Raw genomic sequence first — 19,749 nt, forward strand, 5'->3', positions numbered from 1 at the left:
CATCACCAGATGTCATTGACTGGGAACACTATTTTCGCAAACACCAAGCTCCCGCTGACCAAGTGGTTTCTGGCGATGCACCTGTTGTCACAAACCAAAACAGGTTTGTCAGCGATGGAGCTAAAGCGCCAGTTGGGCGTCAAATATGACACCGCCTGGATGCTCAAGCACAAGCTGCTGCAAGCCATGAAAGAGTCCGATGACAAGCAGCCCATCAGCGGCATCATTCAGCTCGATGATGTCTACTGGGGTGGCGAGCACCGTGGTGGCAAACGGGGTCGGGGCGCGGCAGGCAAGACGCCATTTGTGGCAGCAGTGGCCCTGAACAAGGAAGGGCATCCAATCAAGATGCGGATGACGGTGGTCGATGGTTTCAAAACCAAGTCCATTGCTGATTGGGCAAAACGGCATGTTGCCAGTGGTAGCGCGGTGATATCCGATGGATTGGCCTGTTTCAGGGCGGTGAAGGAGGCCAATTGTGAGCACCTGGGTGTTGTCACCGGGGGCAACCTTGACTTGCTGGATCATCCGGCATTCAACTGGGTAAACACGATGATAGGGAATGTGAAGAACTCGCTGCGGGGCAGTTGCCATACGCTCGGAGCGAAGCATTTACCGAGACATCTTGCTGAATACTGCTTCCGGTTTAATCATCGTTTTGACCTCAAAAGCATGTTGGTTGAATTGGGGCATGCAGTCGTGGCAAGCCCTCCGATGCCATATCGGCTCTTGAAGCTGGCTGAGGGTCATGGGTAATCAGGTTCCCTTTTTAAAGGCATCAATGGGTGCAGTACCTAAAGCAGAATGAACTTTCTGGTGGTAGACGTCAGCAATATATATGGACAGCCAAGTTTCAAACTCCGATAAGGTCAACGCGGCATGTTTTTCTGAGTTGTAGTCGCCTTTGGTATGTATGTTTGAGAAGGTTGTACCAGGCAGAGTATGGATCTCTTTTGAAAACGTCCCAAGAGCACGTTCAACATGAGCACCAAAATTTGGTCGGCCCACTGGTCGCCATTCAATGTTGATATTGTACTCATCACAAGCCTTCTGAAGCATTTCCCCCCGAAACTCTTTTGCATTATCAACGTGAATAGTGGTCGGAAGTCCCCACACAGGCCATTCACTTTTTATGCCATTCTGGGCCAACCATTTGTCTTTTGGCAAAATTGAGTGCGCCAGACACAGACCGGTAGATAAAGCACTGGGCGGATCAAACGACACATAGAAACCTGTCACCATACGGCTGTAAACATCAAACGCCAGAGTGATCCAAGGCCGACCAATCGGTTGCCTGTAGTGATCATCTACAAGAATGATATCGAGCTTAGTATGGTCAATCTGCACAACAGACAGCGGCCAATCCGCACCGGGAAAAGAGCCTCTGTGTGGCTTGAATGACAAATCTGCTTTTTTGCGGCCTTCCCGCTTACTGACGACGATCTCAGGCGAGAGAGCCTTAACACGGTTACGTATGGTGTTGTCGTGCGGTGGCTCTACTCCTGCTCCCGTACTACGCTTGATGATTTCATCGCAAAGCTTCTGAATAGACTTTTTCTGTAATGTTAGGAAGTCTGTCGCCATTGATTCTCTAATTATTTCTTCAACCTCCGACGACAGTTTGGTCGTTCCTTTATCCCGGCGTGTTTTAGGTAGCAGAGATGACAGTACGCCGGAGTTCTCGTAGGCCTTAATCCAACCATACAGAGTGTTGGTTGAAATCGAATGCTTCTGGCCGTGTGCTGCTACCAGAGCTCTGGTTCTAGATGGCATATTAAGCAACGGCTTGATGATACTCATACGGGTTCGCGCAATTTCCCAAGCCTTGTCATCAATCAGTGTCAACTCCGGTCGTTTAATGACTTCAGCCTCTGGTGCCTGTAGTTTCGTGATGCTGGCATTTATGACTTCGTGGTTATCTTCAGCAATCAATTCAGCCAATTGCAGAGACAGAAGTTTAACAATCCGAAATGAACGCCCTTGGTAGCTGACCCGCTTACCGGGCTGAAGAACCAATTGTTTATGGCTCATGGATTCAAACTCCAAATGGTACTCGACATGGTGAGAGGTTGATCGAGATCGGTAGCGATCTGGCGGGTTCCTATCAGATACCAGAGCGTAGGCAATAGACGGGCTCTGTTCCATTCATCCTGATATATGTGGGCCAGAAGGTCTTTAGGTGTTGATTGATTCAATGTCTGGATCGCCTCGTCCAGAATATCCATATCAACTTCTGCTACGGGCCCATTCTTAACAAAAGGGAGCAGGAATTTTGCATTCTTCAGTCTGACTTCACGCACTTCTGTTTCAGTGATGAGCTTAAACCTCCATCCTTTGCTACGGGCAAACCGCAAGGCTGCTCTAAACTTGGGTTTCAATTCTGACCAACATTCTTTGAGTTCACTACGATATTTGACTTCATAGAGGGTTGTTGGATGATGAGGGCTGTGGAAGTAGGCCAATACATCCGGGGTATAGATACGTTTCTTATCCAACGCATCAAGCCAATGAACGGTGACAGGCTGCACTTCAAAGCTCGCGACTGCTGGGTCGAATTCCAGCAATGTAAAGAAATCACGTTCGAGTGTTGACTCGAACATAGCCTGTCCAGTGGACTTATGATGAGAGGCCACACCTGTGACATTGCGGTAGTTTTTCGGGATCTTGCGCACCGGCATATATGTCAATCCAATACAAAATAGCATTATAGGTAACGGGCATCAGCCGCCTGATTTATGGGCTGGTACAGAGGAGCGTTGCTCTAACGGCTGACATTGGCTATGAGAGTACAACGAAGCGATGTAAATGACAGAGGTCAAATAAGCCTCTGCCCGCCGACAGCAAAAGAGCGCCTTGTGGCGCTCTTTTTTATGCAAGTCGCAAAGCACATCCTGCTGGTTGGCGCCCCCGAAACGGGCATGTCGAGGGGCCTTGGTCGCTGTTATGATGTGGCCGCCGTTATCGTCAACCGCCCAGGATTCACCATGTCTCAAACCCGCCTCTTCATCGTGCACGGTTATACCGCCTCCCCCGACGCTCACTGGTTTCCCTGGCTCAAGGCCGAACTCGAGGCCCGGGATGTCCGGGTCGAGGTGCTGGCCATGCCTGACCCCCACCACCCGGAGCCCGCCGCCTGGGACGCGGCCATGGACAGCCTGGTGCGGGATCACGATGAACGGACCTTTTTACTGGGCCACAGCCTCGGCTGCATCACCATACTGCGCCAGCTCGACCGGCTGCCCGCCGGCAGCCGGGTGGGCGGGATCCTGCTGGTCTCCGGTTTCGATCAGCCACTGCACACCCTGCCGGAGCTGGATCCCTTCATGACTCCGGACTATGACCCGGCCCGCATCATGGCGCTGGCCCCCCGCCGGGTGGTGGTCGCCTCCCGGGATGATGCCATCGTGCCCTATCCCTGCAGCCAGCACCTGAGCGAGCGCCTGGCTGCGCCGCTCTACAGCCTGGAGCATGGCGGCCACTTCCTCGACCGGGACGGCTTTCTGACCCTGCCGCTGGTCCGCGACCGACTGCTCGCCATGCTGGCGGAGGGCTGAGGCAGACAACAACGGCCACCAGGGTGGCCGTTGTTGTTTTCGACCCGGCTAGAACGACATGCCGGAGAAGGACATGAAGCCGAGCGACATCAACCCGGCCACGATGAAAGTGATGCCAATCCCCCTCAACCCCTCGGGCACATCCGCATATTTCATCTTCTGGCGCAGGCCGGCGATGGCGACGATGGCTAGCAGCCAGCCCAGGCCTGAGCCCGCTCCATACACCACGGATTCGATGAAGTCGTAGTCCCGCTGCGCCATGAACATCACCCCGCCGAAGATGGCGCAGTGCACCGTCAGCAGCGGCAGATAGATGCCGAGTGCGTGATGGAGCGCCGGAAAGTGCTTGTCCAGCACCATCTCCATCACCTGCACCAGCGCCGCCAGCACTCCGATGTAGACGATGAAATCGAGAAAGCTCAGATCAAACTCGCCGAGAAAGGTGCTCTCCGGGCGCAGGATATGGCGGTAGATCAGGTTGTTGAGGGGGATGGCGATCACCATGACCACCAGCACCGTCAGGCCAAGGCCGAAGGCGGTGTTGATGTTCTTGGAAACGGCCAGGAAGGTGCACATGCCAAGGAAGAAGGCCAGCGCCAGGTTTTCGACAAAGATCGATTGAATGAAGAGGTTTACGTAATAGTCCATCGGGTCGGCTCACAACGGGTACGAACGGGAGCCGCCTCCCTGCGCGCAAGCGGGCACGAAGGCGGTGCAAGAGGCGCCGGATCGGAGCCTGACCCACAGGCCGCACTCTGTGGCTGGGATCAGGATCGGATCGAACGGGCGCGTGGCGTGCAGCCGGCCTCTAGTCGCTGTGGCAGAACCGAAATTGCAGATGATGGCAGCATCGCAGCCGCCGATGCAGATAGCCGAAGTGGTCGGCCAGCTGCCTGAGGTAGATGAGGGGCAGGAAGAACAGCAGGCCGCAGAGCAGGCCGAGGATCTCATGCTGGAACCAGGCCAGCAGCATCTGGTAGAGCTCGGCATGAGCGGCCCCTTCCAGTCGCCGCCCCTGCTCGAAGCCGAGGCGCCACTGGGAGGCAGGCGGCAGGCTGGCGCTGTCGAGCAGCCCCCGCTGGGCCGGCTCGTGCAGCTGCATCGAGCCCTCCTGCCCTCCCGTTGCCGGCCCCGGGGTTGCAACAACCCCTGCCGCGCCAGAGGCGGCAAGCCAGAGAAGGCAGGCGATGGCGAGGGCCATCGACCAGGTCGACAGTCGGCCAGGGGGCAGCAAGGGATGAGTCCTGTTCAAACAAATGGGTTCAAGAAGCGAAAATATATCACAATTTGCCGCTTTATTGAATTTACCACATGATTAATCCGCATTAACCGATACTAAAAACCTTCTTTATCAACAAAATCTGCAATTAAAAACCAAAGCAAGCAAATGCTCGGCCTGCCGCTCGACACACCCACAATGAAAACGGCCACCCTGAGGTGGCCGTCATCGGCAGTCAAACAGACTCACGGGATCAGAGGCCGGCGGCTTCCAGATGCTCCACCAGCAGCTGCACGCTGCGGTTGCCGCGCCACTCGTTGACATCGAGCCGATAGACCAGCCGCACCCGTTTGACCGAAGCATCGGGCCAGCGCTGCAAGTCGACCCCGAAGGCGATGGCATCCACCGCGTGGCCGGAATCCGTGGTCAGCATCATCTTGAGGTGCTTCTCCCCCACCAGCCGCTGCTGCACCAGCACGAACTCGCCGTCGAACAATGGCTCGGGGAAGGCCTGACCCCAGGGGCCGGAGGCGCGGATCAGCTCCGCCAGCTCCAGACTCAGTTCATCGGGCAGCAGCTCGCCATCGGTGAGCAGCACCCCGGTCAAGAGCTCAGGGGTCACCAGCTCGCCGATGACCGCCTCGAAGGCCCGGCCGAAGGCCTCGATATTGGCCTTGGGCAGGGTCAGCCCGGCCGCCATGGCGTGGCCGCCAAACTTGCCCATCAAGCCGGGGTGGCGGGTATCGAGCAGTTCCAGCGCATCGCGCAGGTGCACCCCTGGGATGGAGCGCCCTGAGCCCTTGAGCTCGGTCTCGCTGCTCTCGGCAAAGGCGATGACCGGGCGGTAGTACTTCTCCTTCACCTTGGAGGCCACCAGCCCCACCACCCCCTGATGCCACTCGTCCCGGTGCAGCACGATACCGGAGGGCACCTCGCCGTCACGAAAACGGATCTGCTCCAGGGTGGCGAGCGCCTCCTGTTGCATCCCCTGCTCGATCTCCTTGCGCTCCTGGTTGAGGCTGTCCATTTCGGAGGCGAGCTGGCGCGCCAGGTTGAGGTCGTCGCTCAGCAGGCAGGCGACCCCGAGGGACATGTCGTCGAGCCGGCCCACCGCGTTGAGGCGCGGCCCCAGCGCAAAGCCGAGATCGGCGGCGCACAGGCGACGGCCGTCGCGGCCCGACACGTCCACCAGCGCCTGGATGCCGGGACGGCAGCGGCCGGCCCGGATCCGCTGCAAGCCCTGATGGACCAGGATGCGGTTGTTGCCATCCAGCGCCACCACGTCGGCCACCGTGCCGAGGGCCACCAGATCCAAGTAATCCGCCACGTTGGGCGCGCGCAGTCCCTGCCGCTCATACCAGCCGCTCTGGCGCAGATGGGTGTTGAGGGCAGCCATCAGATAGAAGGCGACCCCAACCCCGGCCAGGGACTTAGAGGGGAAGTCGCAGCCATGCTGGTTGGGGTTCACTATCGCGTCGGCGTCAGGCAGCTCCTGGCCCGGCAAATGGTGATCGGTAACCAGTACCTGCATGCCGGCCGCCTTGGCTGCCGCCACCCCGGCGATGCTGGAGATGCCGTTGTCCACCGTGATGAGGAACTCGGCGCCGCGGGCCACCGCCAGCTCGACGATCTCGGGGGTGAGGCCATACCCGAACTCGAAGCGGTTGGGCACCAGAAAATCGATGTGGCGGCCACCCATGGCGCGCAAGGCCAGCACGCACAGGGCCGAGCTGGTGGCGCCGTCACAGTCGAAGTCGCCGACGATGAGAATACGCTTTTGCGCCGTCAGCGCCTCGGCCAGCAGCGGCACTGCCTGCGCCATGCCGAACAGGCGCTGGGGTGGCAGCAGCTGATTGGCGCTGCGCTCCAGCAGGGCAGGGTCTTCGACCCCACGGCTGGCGAAGATTTGCCGCAGCAAGGGGTGAAGGGTGGCGGGCAGATGGGAATCATCCACGCGCGGGCGACGACGGATTAGCAGGGGCATCGATGTGATCCAGTATCTTGAGCAGTTGTTCAGGGCTCTGATAACCGCGCAGCAGGTCGCCATTTGGCAGGACCCAGCTCGGCAGTGCCTTGATCCCGAGCCACTGGCTCAGGCCGATATGATGGGCAAGGATCTCATTACAGCCGCTCTCAGGCAAACGATCACTGAGTTCGAGTTCGCGCAGCAGCCCGGGATCGCACCAGCGCGCCTGCGCCTCGGCCAGATCGGCAAAGGGGCCAAGCACCGGCAGCAGCTGCACGCTCACCCCCCCTCGCCTGCAAGGCGGACAGCTCATCCAGGGTGGCGCGACAGCCGCGGCAGGCGAGATCGGTAAACAGGGTGAGGCGGTGGCGCTCGGGCACGGCCTTGAGCTGCATGCGCCGCTCGCCGATCTGGGCCAGGGCCAGCTGCCGCTGTTGACGCTGGCCCAGCATGGTGAGGTTCTTCATGTCGTGGGCCAGATCCAGCATGGTACCCAGCAGCACATGGTCGCCCCTGGCATCGGTATAGAGGGGCCCCTGCGCCGTGCCCAGCAGATAGAGGCCGGAGACCGGGGTCTCGTCCACCAGATAGACTTGCACCCCGAGCCGCCGCTCTATGGTCTGTTTCAACAGTTGGGGATCCATCCCCGCGCTGACGGCAAAAGAGCCCAGCAGCATCATTCCCAGCAGTAAATAGTGCACTTTTTTACTCACTTGGCATGAACAAATGGACTCACAAGGTTACCCAGCAAATATGCTCGCCTCAACTGCTTAATTACTGATTGGTTAATAGGAAGGTCGCAAAAAAATCCCGATCTGACAGGTTGCCAATCGGGCAAAGCCCCAGCAAGCTAACCGGGACGACAGGAAACACGACGGTCATCCTCTGTTTTCCTGATGCTTTATTATTCAAACACCAGGGCGGCCCAGGCCGCTGCTAGCCCATTTTTGGAGGGGAAAATGAGTCTGATTCAAGAGTTCAAGGCCTTTGCATCCAGAGGCAACGTCATCGACATGGCGGTCGGTATCATCATCGGGGCCGCCTTCGGCAAGATCGTCTCCTCCTTCGTCGGTGACGTGATCATGCCGCCCATCGGCCTGATCCTGGGGGGCGTGGACTTCAGCGACCTCGCCGTGACCCTGAAGGCCGCCGAGGGCAGTGCGCCGGCCGTGGTCATCGCCTACGGCAAGTTCATCCAGACCATCATCGACTTCCTGATCATCTCCTTCGCCATCTTCATGGGGCTCAAGGCCATCAACACCCTGAAGAAGAAGCAGGAAGAGGAAGCCGCGGCGCCGGCCGGCCCGACCAAGGATCAGGAACTGCTGACCGAGATCCGCGATCTGCTCAAATCCCAACAGGGAAAATAAGCGCCAGCTCCTGTCGTGTACTGGAAAAAAACCGCCTTCGGGCGGTTTTTTAGCTGCAACAGCGACGCAACACCTTACACTAGGGTCTCTCTCGAGCTTGAGCCGCCCCCGCACGCATTCCGCATCTTCCATGCTTGAATGAACGTCAACCAACAGGAGTCGTCGCCATGACATCCCCGGCAGTGAAGAGCAGATCGAAACATGGTTTCATTCTGCGCTATTTGCTGTTGCTCTCCCTGCCACTGCTCCTGATGACGGCCAGCAGCCTCTATCTGTTTTTCATCAAACAACAGGAGGTAGTACGCGAACGTATGGAGTTTTTCAGCAGCAGTACGGCCCAGCAGTGGGACAACGCACTGAGCTCGGTCGAAGAGCAGCTGAATATTCTGGCGACGGATCTGGCCACCTACAACGGCGTGCTGCCGCCGAAGATGAAGGCACGGCACAGCTCGGTGTGGCGGCAGCTCGACCGCTCGGGCAACTTGCTGAAGGGGCTCTACTATGTGCAGCGGGACAACAGCCTGATCAACATCAACCTGCGCCCCGCTCCTTCCCTGCAGGCCATCACCAAACAGCAATGGTACCTGGATGCGCGACAGACTCCCGGCATCAATATCTGGAGCGCCCCCTATCTCGATATCCTCCAGCACATTCCGGTGGTGACTCTGTCGCGGGCAGTGCTGGATCAGAATGGTCAGATAGTGGCCGTGGTCGGCATCGACGTCGAGCTGGCTAGGATCTCGGACAGGATCGGCCGCATGCTGCAGGGCGGCAAGCAGATGACCTACCAGCTCTACGATCGCAAGAGTCAGCGCACAGTGGCGCACAGCAATCCGCTGCTGAACGCCACTCCGCTCGACGAGCCCTGGTTATCCGAACTCAAAGGGAAAAATGGCACCATCCAGAGCAAGGATGACGAACTCATCGCTTACTACACCCTGACCAACAACCCAGGCTGGCAGGTGGTCATCACCTACCCGTTCAGCAACTCCTTCGTCATCAGGGAGCTGCTGCCCACCATCCTGGTAGGGCTGACCCTGTCGCTGGTCATGTTCATCCTGGTGGCCGTCATCTTCCATCAGCGGCTGGAGAACACCATCGGCATGCTGGTGCAGGTAGTGCGTCAGCTGCGAGTAACCCCGCCAGGGCAAGCCCTCATCATCCCCCGCATTCCGGGCATCGAGGAGCTGGAGGACGAGATCACCATGATTTCGGACCAGATGCAGGCGGAGAGCGAAAAGGCCCAGCGCGATGCCCTGACCGGGCTCTACAACCGCCGCTACATGGACACCCTGCTCACAGAGCTGCATCAGCAGCACACCCCCTATGTGCTGGCCATCATCGACATCGACAACTTCAAGCAGATCAACGACCGCCATGGCCACCCCGCCGGCGACAGCGTGCTCAGACGCACCGCCTCCCTGGGCAGCAATATGCTGGAGGAGAAGGCCACACTCTGCCGTTTTGGCGGCGAGGAGCTGGTCGCCATCTTCGAGCAGGGAGAGCTGGCCCAGGCCCGGCACCTGATGGAACGGTGGCGCCGCGCCATGAGCAAACAGAACTGGCGCGAGCCCGGCCTTGGCGTCACCTTCAGCGGCGGGCTGGCCGAGGCGCTGGATGCCTCGCCCGCCGAGGTGCTGGCCCGGGCGGATGCCGCCCTCTATCGCGCCAAACAGGAGGGGAAAGATCGCCTCTGTCTGGCCTAGGCGCGCGGGTGGTGCTGGCCGTGCAGCGCCTTGAGCCGCTCGTTGGCCACGTGGGTATAGATCTGGGTGGTGGAGAGATCCGCGTGGCCCAGCAGCATCTGCACCACCCGCAAGTCGGCGCCATGATTGAGCAGGTGGGTGGCGAAGGCGTGGCGCAGGGTGTGGGGAGATAGCTCCCCGCTGATGCCGGCCCGCAGGGCATAGAGCTTGATCCGGTGCCAGAAGGTCTGGCGGGTCATCATCTGGGCCCGCTTGGAAGGAAAGACCACGTCCGAGCTGGTGCCCCCCAGCAGCAGGCCGCGCCCTTCACGGTAGTAGCGCTCCAGCCAGTGCACCGCCTCCTCCCCCATGGGGACCAGCCGCTCCTTGTTGCCCTTGCCCACCACCCGCACCAACCCCTGGCGCAGGCTGACATGCTCGGCGGTGAGCCCCACCAGCTCGGAGACCCGCAGCCCGGTGGCGTAGAGCAGCTCGAGCATCGCCTTGTCGCGCAGCTCCAGCGGGTCATCCACCAGCGGCGCTTGCAGCAGCGCCTCCACCTCGGCTTCGCTGAGATCCGATGGCAACTTCTTGGGCAGCTTGGGCCCCTCCAGCAGCACGGTGGGATCATCGCTGCGCAGCTTCTCCCGATTGAGATACTGGTAGAAGCGGCGCAGGGCCGACAGGAAGCGGGCCGTGCTGCTGGCCGCGAACTGGTGATCCACCCGCCAGGCGAGGTAGTGCTGGATGTCGTCCAGCCCGGCCAGCAGCAGGGAGCCCCCCTGCTCGTCGAGCCAGAGGGAGAATTTTTCCAGATCGGTGCGATAGGAGCTGACCGTGTTGTCGGAGAGGCCCCGCTCCAGCCAGAGGGCGTCGAGAAACGGCTCGATCAGGGGATGGGATTCAGCTTTGCTCATGGTACGCCGCGCTCAGGGAAACAGGCCCCCATTGTAACGTGTCGACCCACCCGGCCCGCAAGGCAGGCTTGTCCATGGCCCGGCAAGAAGTGAAGCGCGCCGGGCAATCTGCTAGACTGGCGCCCACCCCGGGCGCCGCTGTGCCGGTCACGCCCCTTGCCTACTGCGATCAAGAGAAGAGCGATGAAGATAGGTTTGTTTTACGGCTCTACCACCTGCTACACCGAGATGGCCGCCGAGAAGATCCGCACCCTCATTGGCCCGGAGCTGGTCGATCTCCACAACATCAAGGACGTGCCCCTCATCCGCATGCAGGAGTACGACATCCTGATCCTGGGCATCTCCACCTGGGACTTCGGCGAGCTGCAGGAAGACTGGGAATCCCGCTGGGAAGACATTGCCGACCTGCATCTGGAGGGGCGCATCATCGCCCTGTTTGGCCTCGGCGATCAGCTGGGCTATGGCGAATGGTTCCAGGATGCCCTCGGCATGCTGCACGATCAGCTGGTGCCCAAGGGGGTCAAGCTGGTGGGCTACTGGCCCAACGAGGGGTACGAGTTCGATGCCTCCAAGGCGCTCATCGACGATGGTCGTCATTTCGTCGGCCTTGCCCTCGACGACGCCAATCAGTACGACCAGACCGAATCGCGCATCGAGCAGTGGGTCGACCAGATTTTGAGCGAGATCCACGAGCTGCTCTGATACCGGACCTGCTCCCTCACCCTGCCAGATGCCACCAGGCGTGACTCGCAATCTCAACCTCTCCTGCCGGCGGCCGGGTTTCGGGCCGCCGGGCGCATAAATCGCACCGATTCTCTCAATCGGTATCATCGCATGACGCTATAGCGACTTTTTTGTGCTGGTCTGCAACAATGGAAGCGACACCCCATAACAATCACAGCCGGGTGTCGGAAGCAAACGGACAGACCAGAAAAGGACATTCTATGACCCCATTCTCCCTGTTGGCCCCCGCCATCGCCCGTGACGTGCTCGATCACGCGCTGGCGCTGGGTGCCGACTTCGCCGAGTTGTTTGTGGAGCGCAAGCGCCGCAGCCAGCTCAGCCTGCTCTCCAGCCAGATAGAAAACATCAGCGGCGGCCTCGATTTCGGCATCGGCGTGCGCCTGTGCTACGGCCACAAGGTGCTCTACGGCTACACCAACCAGGCCGATCGCAACGAGCTCTTGCGCATCGTCACCCTGCTGGCGGCCAAGGACAGGCGTGACCCCGTGGTCACCGCCACCGCCTTCGATTTCACCCGCCTGCACGATCGCAACCCGATCGCCCTGCCCCTGTCGGCCGACAAGCTGCTGGAGCAGAAGATCGCCTACCTGCACGCCATGGATGCCGCGGCCCGCGCCGAGAGCGACAAGGTGAGCCAGTTTGCCGGCAACGTGCTGGGCTGGGAGCAGGAGGTGGAGATCTTCAACAGCGAAGGGGTGCAGGTGAGCGATCGCCGCCACTACAACCGCATCATGGCCCAGACCATCGCCGCCCTTGGCAGCGAACAGAGCGTGGGTTACGAAGCCCCCGGCGCCATGATGGGCTGGGAACACGCCGCCAGTATCGATCCCCGCGAGCTGGCCCTCACCACCACCCGCCAGGCGCTGGTGAAGCTGGGGGCGGCCCCTTGCCCGAGCGGCAAGCTGCCGGTCATCATGGAGAGCGGCTTTGGTGGCGTCATCTTCCACGAGGCGTGCGGCCACCTGCTGGAGACCACCTCGGTGGCCAAGAAGGCCTCGGTGTTCCACGACAAGATGGGCCAGCTCATCGCCAATCCGGCGGTCAGCGCGGTGGATGAAGGCTTGCAGGGCAACGCCTGGGGCTCCATCAACGTCGATGACGAGGGAATGGCGACCCAGCACACCCAGCTCATCAAGGATGGCGTGCTCACCGGCTTCCTGGTGGACCGAATGGGGGCCCTTCGCACCGGCTACGCCCGTACCGGCTCCGGCCGGCGCGAATCCTACAAGTTCGCGCCGGCCTCGCGCATGCGCAACACCTATATCGAGCCGGGCAATCACAGCCTGGACGACATGCTGGCGACGGTGGAGCACGGCATCTATGCCAAGCGGATGGGGGGCGGCTCGGTGCAGCCCGGCACCGGCGAGTTCAACTTCAACGTGCAGGAGGCCTACCTCATCGAGCACGGCAAGATCACCCGGCCCCTCAAGTCGGCCACCCTGATCGGCACAGGCCCGCAGGTGCTCAAGGAGATCTCCATGGTGGGGCGCGATCTGGCCCTCTCCGCCGGCATGTGCGGCTCGGTCTCCGGCTCCATTCCCGCCTCGGTCGGCCAGCCACCGCTCAAGGTCGACAATATCCTGGTCGGAGGGAACGCCTGATGAGCCAGCTTGACATGAACCAACTGCTTGCCCGCCTGCTGGACCAGGTCTCCGATCTCGGTGCCGAGGCGGACATCATCGCCAACCAGGACAAGGCCTTCTCCCTCAAGGCCGACAAGGGCGAGCTCAGCGAATACAAGGTCACCAGCAGCCAGCAGATCGGCATTCGGCTGATAAAAGAGGGCCGGGTCGGCATCGCCTATTCGGAGTCTCTCGACGAGTCGGCGCTGGCCGCCATGGTGCAGGATGCGCTGGATGCCAGCCGTTTCGCCAAGGTGGACCCGGATCAGACAATCGCCGTGCAGCAGAGCCGGCTCATTACCGACTGTGCGGAAATCAATCAGCCCGACACTACCCCAGTGGAGGAGAAGATCGCCCTGGCCCTGCGCCTCGAGTCGGAGATGCTGGCGCTGCCGGACGTGACCGGCGCCCCCTACAACAGCTTCTTCGAGGGAGAGGGCCGGCTGTGGCTCGCCAACACCCAGGGCAGCCTCTGCCAGCACCAGGCGTTCAGCGTCGGCTGCTACAGCTCCGCCCTCATCGAGCGCGACGGCCGTCAGTCCATGTTCTCCCTGGGGCAGTATGAGCGCCGCTTCGATGCGCTGGACAGCCAGACCCTCATCCAGCAGATCCATGCCGTGGCCGACGGCCTGCTGGCGGGAGACGCGGTGCCGAGCGGCCACTACAGCGCCATCTTCGACACCAATGCCCTGGCCAGCCTGTTCGGCTGCTTCCAGGCCGCGCTGTCGGGCAAGTGGGCACAGCAGGGGATCAACCCCTGGCGGGGCAAGCTGGGCCAGTCGGTGGCTTCCCGCTGGCTCACCCTGGAGAGCCGGGCCTATATGCCGGGCGGCATGCACATCAAGGCCTTCGATGGCGAGGGGGCCCCCACCCGGGATCTGCTGCTGATCGGCGAAGGGGAGCTCAAGTCCCTGCTGCACAACAGCGCCACCGCCCGCCACTTCGGTGTGGCCAGCAACGGCTCGGCGGCCCGCAGCGCCCGCAGTGCGCTGGATGTCAGTCCGCGCCACCTGGTGTTCGGGCTCGGCCCCCACAGCGAGGCCGAGGCGCAAGCCGGCGAGTATCTGGAGCTGGTCAAGCTGGACGGCCTGCACTCCGGCGCCGATGCGGTGAGCGGCGACTTCTCGTTCGGCGCCTCCGGCTTCCTGTGCCGGGACGGCGTGCGGGTGGCACCGGTACGCGGCATCACGGTGGCGGGCAACTTCTACCGCCTGCTGGGCGAGCTGGAAGCGGTCGGCAACCTGCTGCACCACGACGATGGCAAAAGCTTCTACGCGCCACTTATCCGCTTCGGCGGGCTGAGCATTGCGGGCAAGTAACCGCCGATGGATGGCCAGGAGCATCACGCTCCCCCATCCGTCCGCTTTGGCGGGCTGAGCATTGCGGGCAAGTAACCGCCGATGGATGGCCAGCAGCATCACGCTCCCCCATCCGTCCGCTTTGGCGGATTGAGCATCGCCGGCAAGTAACTGTATATCCAGGGAAAAAACCTCCAGTTCCCCACCCGAAAGCGGCGCCTGATGGCGCCGCTTTTTTAGCTCTGGCGCCCCTCATGGGCCGCTCCTAACCTCTAAGAAGCTGTCTACGAGCTGCCGCGAGAGGCCGTCAGCAAGGAACAGAGCCGCCGGTCGCATCGGCCGGCACATGCAGGAGATCATCAAGATGGACAATACCCTGGTCTGGGCCGACATTCCGACACGGGATCTGGATCGCGCCATGGCCTTCTACTCGGCCCTGCTCGACGTGCCGGTCACGCCGATACAGGAGGAGATCCGCTTCGCCATGCTGCGCCACGACGGCAACAACGCGGCGGCCTGTCTCGGCCCCATGGACAAGTACCACCAGCCGGGGCACTCGGGCCCCCTCATCTACCTCGCCCTGGGCGATCGGCTGCAGGAGGCCGAGCAGCTGGTGCCCAAGATCGGAGGACGGGTGCTCGAGCCCCTGCACAGCATCGGCAGCGGCCATGGCTCACGGGTCATCATCGAAGATACCGAGGGCAACTGGCTGGCCCTCTATGCCCCGCCGGCCGGCTGATGACGGCGGCTCCCAGAAACAACAACGGCGACCCGATGGTCGCCGTTGTGCATTAGTGGGTCTCCCGGGTCATCAGACCTGCGGGTTGAGACGAGTCGGCATGCCGGTACGCTGTTCCAGCACCTGCTTGACCACGTTGGAGTCGCTCTCCGCGTGGGCGATGAAGCGGGTGGTGGCCGGAGTCATAGGCAGCGGCACGGAAGCGGTGGAGTTGAACTCCTCCTCGGTGCGCGACAGCGGCTCGTGCACTTCCATGTAACGGCCGCCATCCGGCTCGACCGTGGTCTTGACCGGCTGGTTGACGAACTGGACGCGAGTGCCGACCGGCACGTGGTCGAACAGGTACTTGATGTCGTCGGCACGCAGACGCACACAACCGCTGCTCACCCGCAGGCCGATGCCGAAGGTGGCGTTGGTGCCGTGGATGGCGTACAGGTTGCCGATGTAGAGCGCGTGCAGGCCCATGGGGTTGTCCGGGCCGGCCGGCCAGACCGCAGGCAGGGTCTTGCCCTGGGCGGCGTAGCGGCGACGGATGTTCTCGGTCGGGGTCCAGGTCGGGTTGGCACGCTTGCGCTCAACCTTGGTGATCCAGTTCTCCGGGGTGTTGACCCCCAGCTGGCCGATGCCGATGGGCAGCACCTGCACCACCTTCTTGCCTTTCGGGTAGTAGTAGAGGCGCATCTCGGCCACGTTGATGACGATCCCTTCGCGGGGAGCGTTGGGCAGGATCAGCTGATGGGGAATGATCAGCTTGCTGCCAGCCTTGGGCAGGTAGGGGTCGACGCCCGGGTTGGCTTCCATGATGTTGGTCAGACCCAGCTGGAAGTCAGAGGCGATCTGCTCCAGCGGACGGTTGTCCGCGGGCACCACGTATTCCTGGTTCTCGCCGATCAGGCGGCTGTTGGCGGCGGGCAGCTGGTATTCAACGGCGGCAGCCTGCTGGCCGGCCAGTGCCAGCGTACATAAAAGAGCCGAAGCGGCAATGCGAAGGGGATTCATAAAATTCCTGTGTGGTTTCCTGTACCAAGTTGGCCGAAGGCCGTGTCATCCTCGGTTGCGCCGGGGCGCGAAGGTGGCGTCCGCGGTCGATTACCGAGCGCGCATTCTTTCCTGAGTCGGCCAAAATTTCAACGTCGAAAACGCTCTTTTTTGCATGAAAAAGCGCATCCGGCGCCACTGGCACAGCCTGCTGTCACGATGGCCACGCTAGCAGCCCCAAACTGAGCAGAAGCTGAACAAAAAGGGAGGCCGCCTGGCCTCCCCTTCATCACGGTATCAAGGTCGTCCGCCGAGCAGATCCGCCACGCTCGCGGCGATGGCGGCGCGGCCATCGAGCGCCGCCATCTCCTCGGCCAGCAGCCGCGCCCTGGCGCGGTAGCGCGGCTCACTCACCAGCTTGCGTACCGCCGTGGCCACCATGGCCGCCGTCGGCTCGTTGCTGTGCAGATTGATACCGGCCCCGCTCCAGGCCACCCGGGTCGCCACCTCCGCCTTGTCCTCTCCGGTGCCCGCCACCACCAGCGGCACCCCGTGGGCCAGCGCGGACTGCACCGAGCCGTAGCCGCCGTTGGTCACCAGAGCGGCGGCGCGGGGCAGCGCCAGCTCGAACGGCACGTGGTCGGTGACGATGGCATTGGCCGGGATGGCATCGCCCAGCAGCGCCGGATCCCGCCCGCCAGTGGTCAGCAGCAGTTGCAGTTCGTCGCCGGCCAGCCCCTGCATGGCCGGCAGCAGCAACTGCCCCAGATCCACGTTGGCCAGGGTGCCCTGGCTGACGATGACCAGCGGCCGCTCATCGAGCCTCTCCCACCAGGGCGGCGGCGTCAGCTCAAGCCGGGGTGGCAGCAGCGGGCCGACATAACGGATCACCCCCTCGAGCTCCGGCCGCTCATATTCAAAGCCGGTGCAGGAGAGCTGCAAAAAGGCATCGGGGGCCGTCACCATCACGTCGGTGAAGGGGGCCGTCAGCGACGGCGCCCCCGCCTCGGCCAGGGCGGCATCGAAGCTCTGCTGAACCTCTCTCTGCAGTTGCCGGGTCGGCTCATCGAGCCAGGGCAGCTCGCCAAGGGAGCGGCGCAGCTCGGGGGGAATGCGTGGGCCGTAGAAGATGGCGTCCGGACTCGAGAAAGAGACAGGGTTCACCCCCAGCATCAGGATCGGCACCGGCCGGCCATGGGGCTGCTGCAACAAGGGCAGCACGCCGTAGAAGCCGTTCTCCACCAGCAGCAGATCCACCCCCTCCGCCGCGATCAGCGCCCGCAGCTGCCTGTCGTGCTGCGCCATGGGGGCGGCGAAGAAACGCTTGAGCGCCAGCGCCATCTGGGCAGTGCCGCTCAGGCTGGCCCGCTCGGGAAAGTGCCGCTCCAGCGCCCGGTAGTCAAAGTCCACCTCGGGGGCGAAGGGCACAAACTCGGCGCCGGTTGCGCGGATGCGCTGCTCGAACAGGGCGCCGCACAGCATCAGCACTCTATGCCCCTGTGCCACCAGCAGACGAGCCGCCGCCAGCATGGGATTGACGTGGCCCGGGGTGGCGGTGGCCGCCAGCAACAGGGTCGCCATCACGCCGCTCCTTGCGGCGCCAGCGCCGGGTTGAGGCAGACCGGGCTGGCCTGGATGTGGACCCGCTGGATGTGGCGCGCGGAGCGGGCGGTGAACCCCTCGCGGCCGTGCAGCAGGCCGAGGTTGTCGGCGATCACCACGTCCCCCCCCTGCCACTGGTGGGCATAGAAGTAGCGCGGGTCATAGAGCCGCTCGTGCAGATCCTGCAGGAAGGCGGCCTGCTCGGTCGGCGCCACCCCCTCGATGTCGAGGGCATGCTGGTTGAGAAAACGCACTCCCTCGCGCGGCGGCTCGTTGTAGCGCAGCACCGTCTCGCCGCTCACCGGGTGGGGCACCAGCAGCGGCGAGCTCACCTGGCCGCCGTAGTGCACCACCTGCTTGATGCGATAGGTGATGTGCACCCGCTCCCAGCGGGCCAGCCGCTCACCGTCCAGCTCGGTGAGCAGCTGGCGGGTATTGATGAAGGTGGTGCGCCCCCCTTCGTCCGCCGCCGGGGCGTGCACGCAGTGAAACAGCTGGAACTCGGGCAGGGTCGGCTTGTACATGCCGTCCCAGTGCAGCGGCACATAGCTGGAATCGAAGATGTGGTCGGTGGCGTTCTCGTGCTCCTTCACGTCCAGCACGGCGCCGAAGGGCCACATCATGATCTCGCCCCACTCCTCGCCGTAGCGGGTCAGCCGCTCGGCATCGGTAAAGCCGGACTCGAACCCGCGCAGGATCAGCACGCCGTGGCGGCGGGCCAGTTCGCGCAGCGCCTCGATAGCCAGGCTCTGCACCGGCTGGCCGTTGCGGGCCGGTTCAATCAGCAGGCCGAACGGGGCCTGCGGCAGGATGCGGCAGCGCTCGCCGCCGAGGGTAACGATGGATGCAGTCATGGGAAACTCCTCAGGCGGCGGCCTGCTTGCCGTTGATCAGGTAGTGGCTCGGACGGCCGTGGATGTGGACCAGCTCATGCTCCATCGCCAGCACGTCGCGCCGCTTCATCAGCACGAACTGGCCATCCAGATTGGCCGCCACCCCGTGCCAGGGGGTGAGCCAGTCATCCCGGGTCGGCAGCATGTGGATGCCCATCTTCAGACTGTGGCTCGCCTGGGGGTGGATGGAGAGGCGGATCGCCTCGGGGAAGCGCTCCGCCAGCAGGTTGCCCCAGGCGCGGCTGCGCTGGATCACCGCATGAGTGCGCCCCTTGGCATCCCGCTGCAGCGCCGTGTTGGAGAGCGGGGTGTCCGGTAGCTGGCTGTCTTCATAGAGGAAGCGGGTCATGGCGCGATAGAGGCGAATGCCCTCTTCGGTGCTTCTTACCTCCTGGGCAATCAGTTCCAGCGGCTCGGCGTAGCGCTCCACCAGCTGTTCGCGCAGGGTGTCAAAATCGCGGCTGGCGCAAAACTCGGCCATGCCCGCCACCATCCCCAGATGGAAGACCCCGAGGTGGGTCGCCCCCAGCTCCAGGATCAGCTGTTCGATATGGGCCTGATAGGCGTCGATGGCCGGATCAGGCACGCGGATGAGGTCCCCGAACACGTGGCCGTCCGAGCAGATGAGGATCCGCATGCCGGGCGCATAGTGCAGCTGGATGCGCTGGCAGAGGTGGTTGAGAAAGCTGAGGGAGAGCCGCTCCGCCATGTCCGGCAGGGTGCCCAGCACCTTGTTCGGATTGGGCGACTTGGTGGGGAAGGCGGGCAGCACGCAGAGGATGGTCTCGCCCCGTTCGATGAAGTCTTGCAGACGGGGGATCTGGATGGCGGCCACCTCGGCCTCCTCCTGCTGCCGATCCAGGATGGGATCGGGGAAGCGGCGGCGATAAGGCAACAGCTCGGCAAATATATTCTGGGCAATTTGATGGGAAGATAAACCACTCATTATTCCGGCTCCTTTGGCAGGATTAAAATCAATAAAGATGACTCTTTATCAATGCGTCCAGTCTCTGTTGTTATTATTTGCGTATCCGTTTGCTACCCAAACGAATCGAAAGGGGACAGTAGCCGAGATAAAGTCAGGCTATCAATTCGCCATTGATGTAAACAGCTTCAACCCTGCGCTAATAATCTTTACCGCATAAGCAATCCTGATTACCCA

At 62.1% G+C, this 19,749-nt stretch carries 18 protein-coding genes and 1 pseudogene; 8 read left to right on the forward strand and 11 right to left on the reverse strand.

Features of this window, described 5'->3' with window-relative positions; genetic code table 11:
• Positions 1 to 756, forward strand: a 756-nt coding sequence (locus tag CAK78_RS20555; protein ID WP_094698532.1) for an IS1595 family transposase, incomplete at its 5' end; no start/stop codon positions are given.
• Here the strand turns inward: CAK78_RS20555 and CAK78_RS20560 are convergent.
• Together CAK78_RS20560 and CAK78_RS20565 are read right to left on the reverse strand one after the other, a co-directional pair.
• Entirely contained in the window at positions 757 to 2,031 is a 1,275-nt protein-coding gene (locus tag CAK78_RS20560; protein WP_254924844.1) for a DDE-type integrase/transposase/recombinase, read from the reverse strand.
• Positions 2,028 to 2,678, reverse strand: a complete 651-nt coding sequence (locus tag CAK78_RS20565; protein ID WP_094698524.1) for a TnsA endonuclease N-terminal domain-containing protein — start codon at positions 2,676 to 2,678, stop codon at positions 2,028 to 2,030. The genes CAK78_RS20560 and CAK78_RS20565 overlap by 4 nt, the downstream gene beginning before the upstream one ends.
• A gap of 306 nt (positions 2,679 to 2,984) precedes the next feature.
• Here CAK78_RS20565 and CAK78_RS20570 point away from each other — a divergent pair, with 306 nt between their 5' ends.
• On the forward strand, positions 2,985 to 3,554 hold the full coding sequence (locus CAK78_RS20570; protein ID WP_094698525.1) for an RBBP9/YdeN family alpha/beta hydrolase: 570 nt from the start codon (positions 2,985 to 2,987) through the stop codon (positions 3,552 to 3,554).
• Between the two features lie 48 nt (positions 3,555 to 3,602).
• Here the strand turns inward: CAK78_RS20570 and nqrE are convergent, their stop codons facing one another.
• From nqrE to CAK78_RS20590, 4 genes and pseudogenes are all read right to left on the reverse strand, one after another.
• Positions 3,603 to 4,202 carry an NADH:ubiquinone reductase (Na(+)-transporting) subunit E gene (gene nqrE / locus CAK78_RS20575; RefSeq protein ID WP_010633144.1) on the reverse strand — a complete coding sequence of 200 codons (600 nt, stop codon included), beginning with the start codon at positions 4,200 to 4,202 and terminating at the stop codon, positions 3,603 to 3,605.
• Between the two features lie 160 nt (positions 4,203 to 4,362).
• On the reverse strand, positions 4,363 to 4,656 hold the full coding sequence (locus tag CAK78_RS20580) for a hypothetical protein (RefSeq protein WP_082033526.1): 294 nt from the start codon (positions 4,654 to 4,656) through the stop codon (positions 4,363 to 4,365).
• 370 nt (positions 4,657 to 5,026) lie between these two features.
• Complete coding sequence (gene recJ / locus CAK78_RS20585; protein WP_017783704.1) at positions 5,027 to 6,757, reverse strand: single-stranded-DNA-specific exonuclease RecJ; 1,731 nt, start codon at positions 6,755 to 6,757, stop codon at positions 5,027 to 5,029.
• Positions 6,720 to 7,440, reverse strand: a pseudogene (locus tag CAK78_RS20590) (disulfide isomerase DsbC N-terminal domain-containing protein). Before CAK78_RS20590 ends, recJ begins: the two are co-directional and overlap by 38 nt.
• A 258-nt stretch (positions 7,441 to 7,698) precedes the next feature.
• Between CAK78_RS20590 and mscL the strand changes: the two are divergent.
• Positions 7,699 to 8,109, forward strand: coding sequence for a large-conductance mechanosensitive channel protein MscL (mscL, locus tag CAK78_RS20595; protein WP_005298202.1), 411 nt, complete (start codon positions 7,699 to 7,701; stop codon positions 8,107 to 8,109).
• 167 nt (positions 8,110 to 8,276) lie between these two features.
• The gene (locus CAK78_RS20600; protein WP_094698526.1) at positions 8,277 to 9,815 is read left to right on the forward strand and encodes a sensor domain-containing diguanylate cyclase; all 1,539 of its coding nucleotides are present in this window, start codon (positions 8,277 to 8,279) and stop codon (positions 9,813 to 9,815) included.
• Here CAK78_RS20600 and xerD read toward each other — a convergent pair.
• Positions 9,812 to 10,711, reverse strand: a complete 900-nt coding sequence (gene xerD, locus CAK78_RS20605; protein WP_017788436.1) for a site-specific tyrosine recombinase XerD — start codon at positions 10,709 to 10,711, stop codon at positions 9,812 to 9,814. The two genes, CAK78_RS20600 and xerD, sit on opposite strands and share 4 nt — an antisense overlap.
• 183 nt (positions 10,712 to 10,894) lie before the next feature.
• Between xerD and fldB the strand changes: the two genes are divergently transcribed.
• From fldB to CAK78_RS20625, 4 genes are all read left to right on the forward strand, one after another.
• Positions 10,895 to 11,413 (forward strand): flavodoxin FldB, encoded by a 519-nt coding sequence (gene fldB / locus CAK78_RS20610; RefSeq protein ID WP_005298196.1) that lies wholly within the window; start codon positions 10,895 to 10,897, stop codon positions 11,411 to 11,413.
• Positions 11,414 to 11,655: 242 nt separating this feature from the next.
• Positions 11,656 to 13,056, forward strand: coding sequence for a TldD/PmbA family protein (locus CAK78_RS20615; RefSeq protein WP_094698527.1), 1,401 nt, complete (start codon positions 11,656 to 11,658; stop codon positions 13,054 to 13,056).
• Complete coding sequence (locus CAK78_RS20620; RefSeq protein WP_094698528.1) at positions 13,056 to 14,396, forward strand: TldD/PmbA family protein; 1,341 nt, start codon at positions 13,056 to 13,058, stop codon at positions 14,394 to 14,396. The genes CAK78_RS20615 and CAK78_RS20620 overlap by 1 nt, the downstream gene beginning before the upstream one ends.
• Positions 14,397 to 14,721: 325 nt before the next feature.
• Positions 14,722 to 15,114, forward strand: coding sequence for a VOC family protein (locus tag CAK78_RS20625; RefSeq protein ID WP_176452875.1), 393 nt, complete (start codon positions 14,722 to 14,724; stop codon positions 15,112 to 15,114).
• 72 nt (positions 15,115 to 15,186) lie between these two features.
• Here the strand turns inward: CAK78_RS20625 and CAK78_RS20630 are convergent, their stop codons facing one another.
• The 4 genes from CAK78_RS20630 to CAK78_RS20645 form a co-directional block, all read right to left on the reverse strand.
• The gene (locus CAK78_RS20630; RefSeq protein WP_094698529.1) at positions 15,187 to 16,113 is read right to left on the reverse strand and encodes a L,D-transpeptidase family protein; all 927 of its coding nucleotides are present in this window, start codon (positions 16,111 to 16,113) and stop codon (positions 15,187 to 15,189) included.
• Between the two features lie 276 nt (positions 16,114 to 16,389).
• The gene (locus tag CAK78_RS20635; RefSeq protein WP_094698530.1) at positions 16,390 to 17,673 is read right to left on the reverse strand and encodes a nucleotide disphospho-sugar-binding domain-containing protein; all 1,284 of its coding nucleotides are present in this window, start codon (positions 17,671 to 17,673) and stop codon (positions 16,390 to 16,392) included.
• Entirely contained in the window at positions 17,673 to 18,548 is an 876-nt protein-coding gene (locus CAK78_RS20640) for a TauD/TfdA dioxygenase family protein (RefSeq protein ID WP_094698531.1), read from the reverse strand. Before CAK78_RS20640 ends, CAK78_RS20635 begins: the two co-directional genes overlap by 1 nt.
• A 10-nt stretch (positions 18,549 to 18,558) precedes the next feature.
• Positions 18,559 to 19,533, reverse strand: coding sequence for an L-tyrosine/L-tryptophan isonitrile synthase family protein (locus CAK78_RS20645; protein WP_017783714.1), 975 nt, complete (start codon positions 19,531 to 19,533; stop codon positions 18,559 to 18,561).
• Positions 19,534 to 19,749: the final 216 nt, after the last annotated feature.

This window comes from Aeromonas sp. A35_P (genome assembly GCF_002259925.1).
GTDB lineage: Bacteria > Pseudomonadota > Gammaproteobacteria > Enterobacterales > Aeromonadaceae > Aeromonas > Aeromonas dhakensis.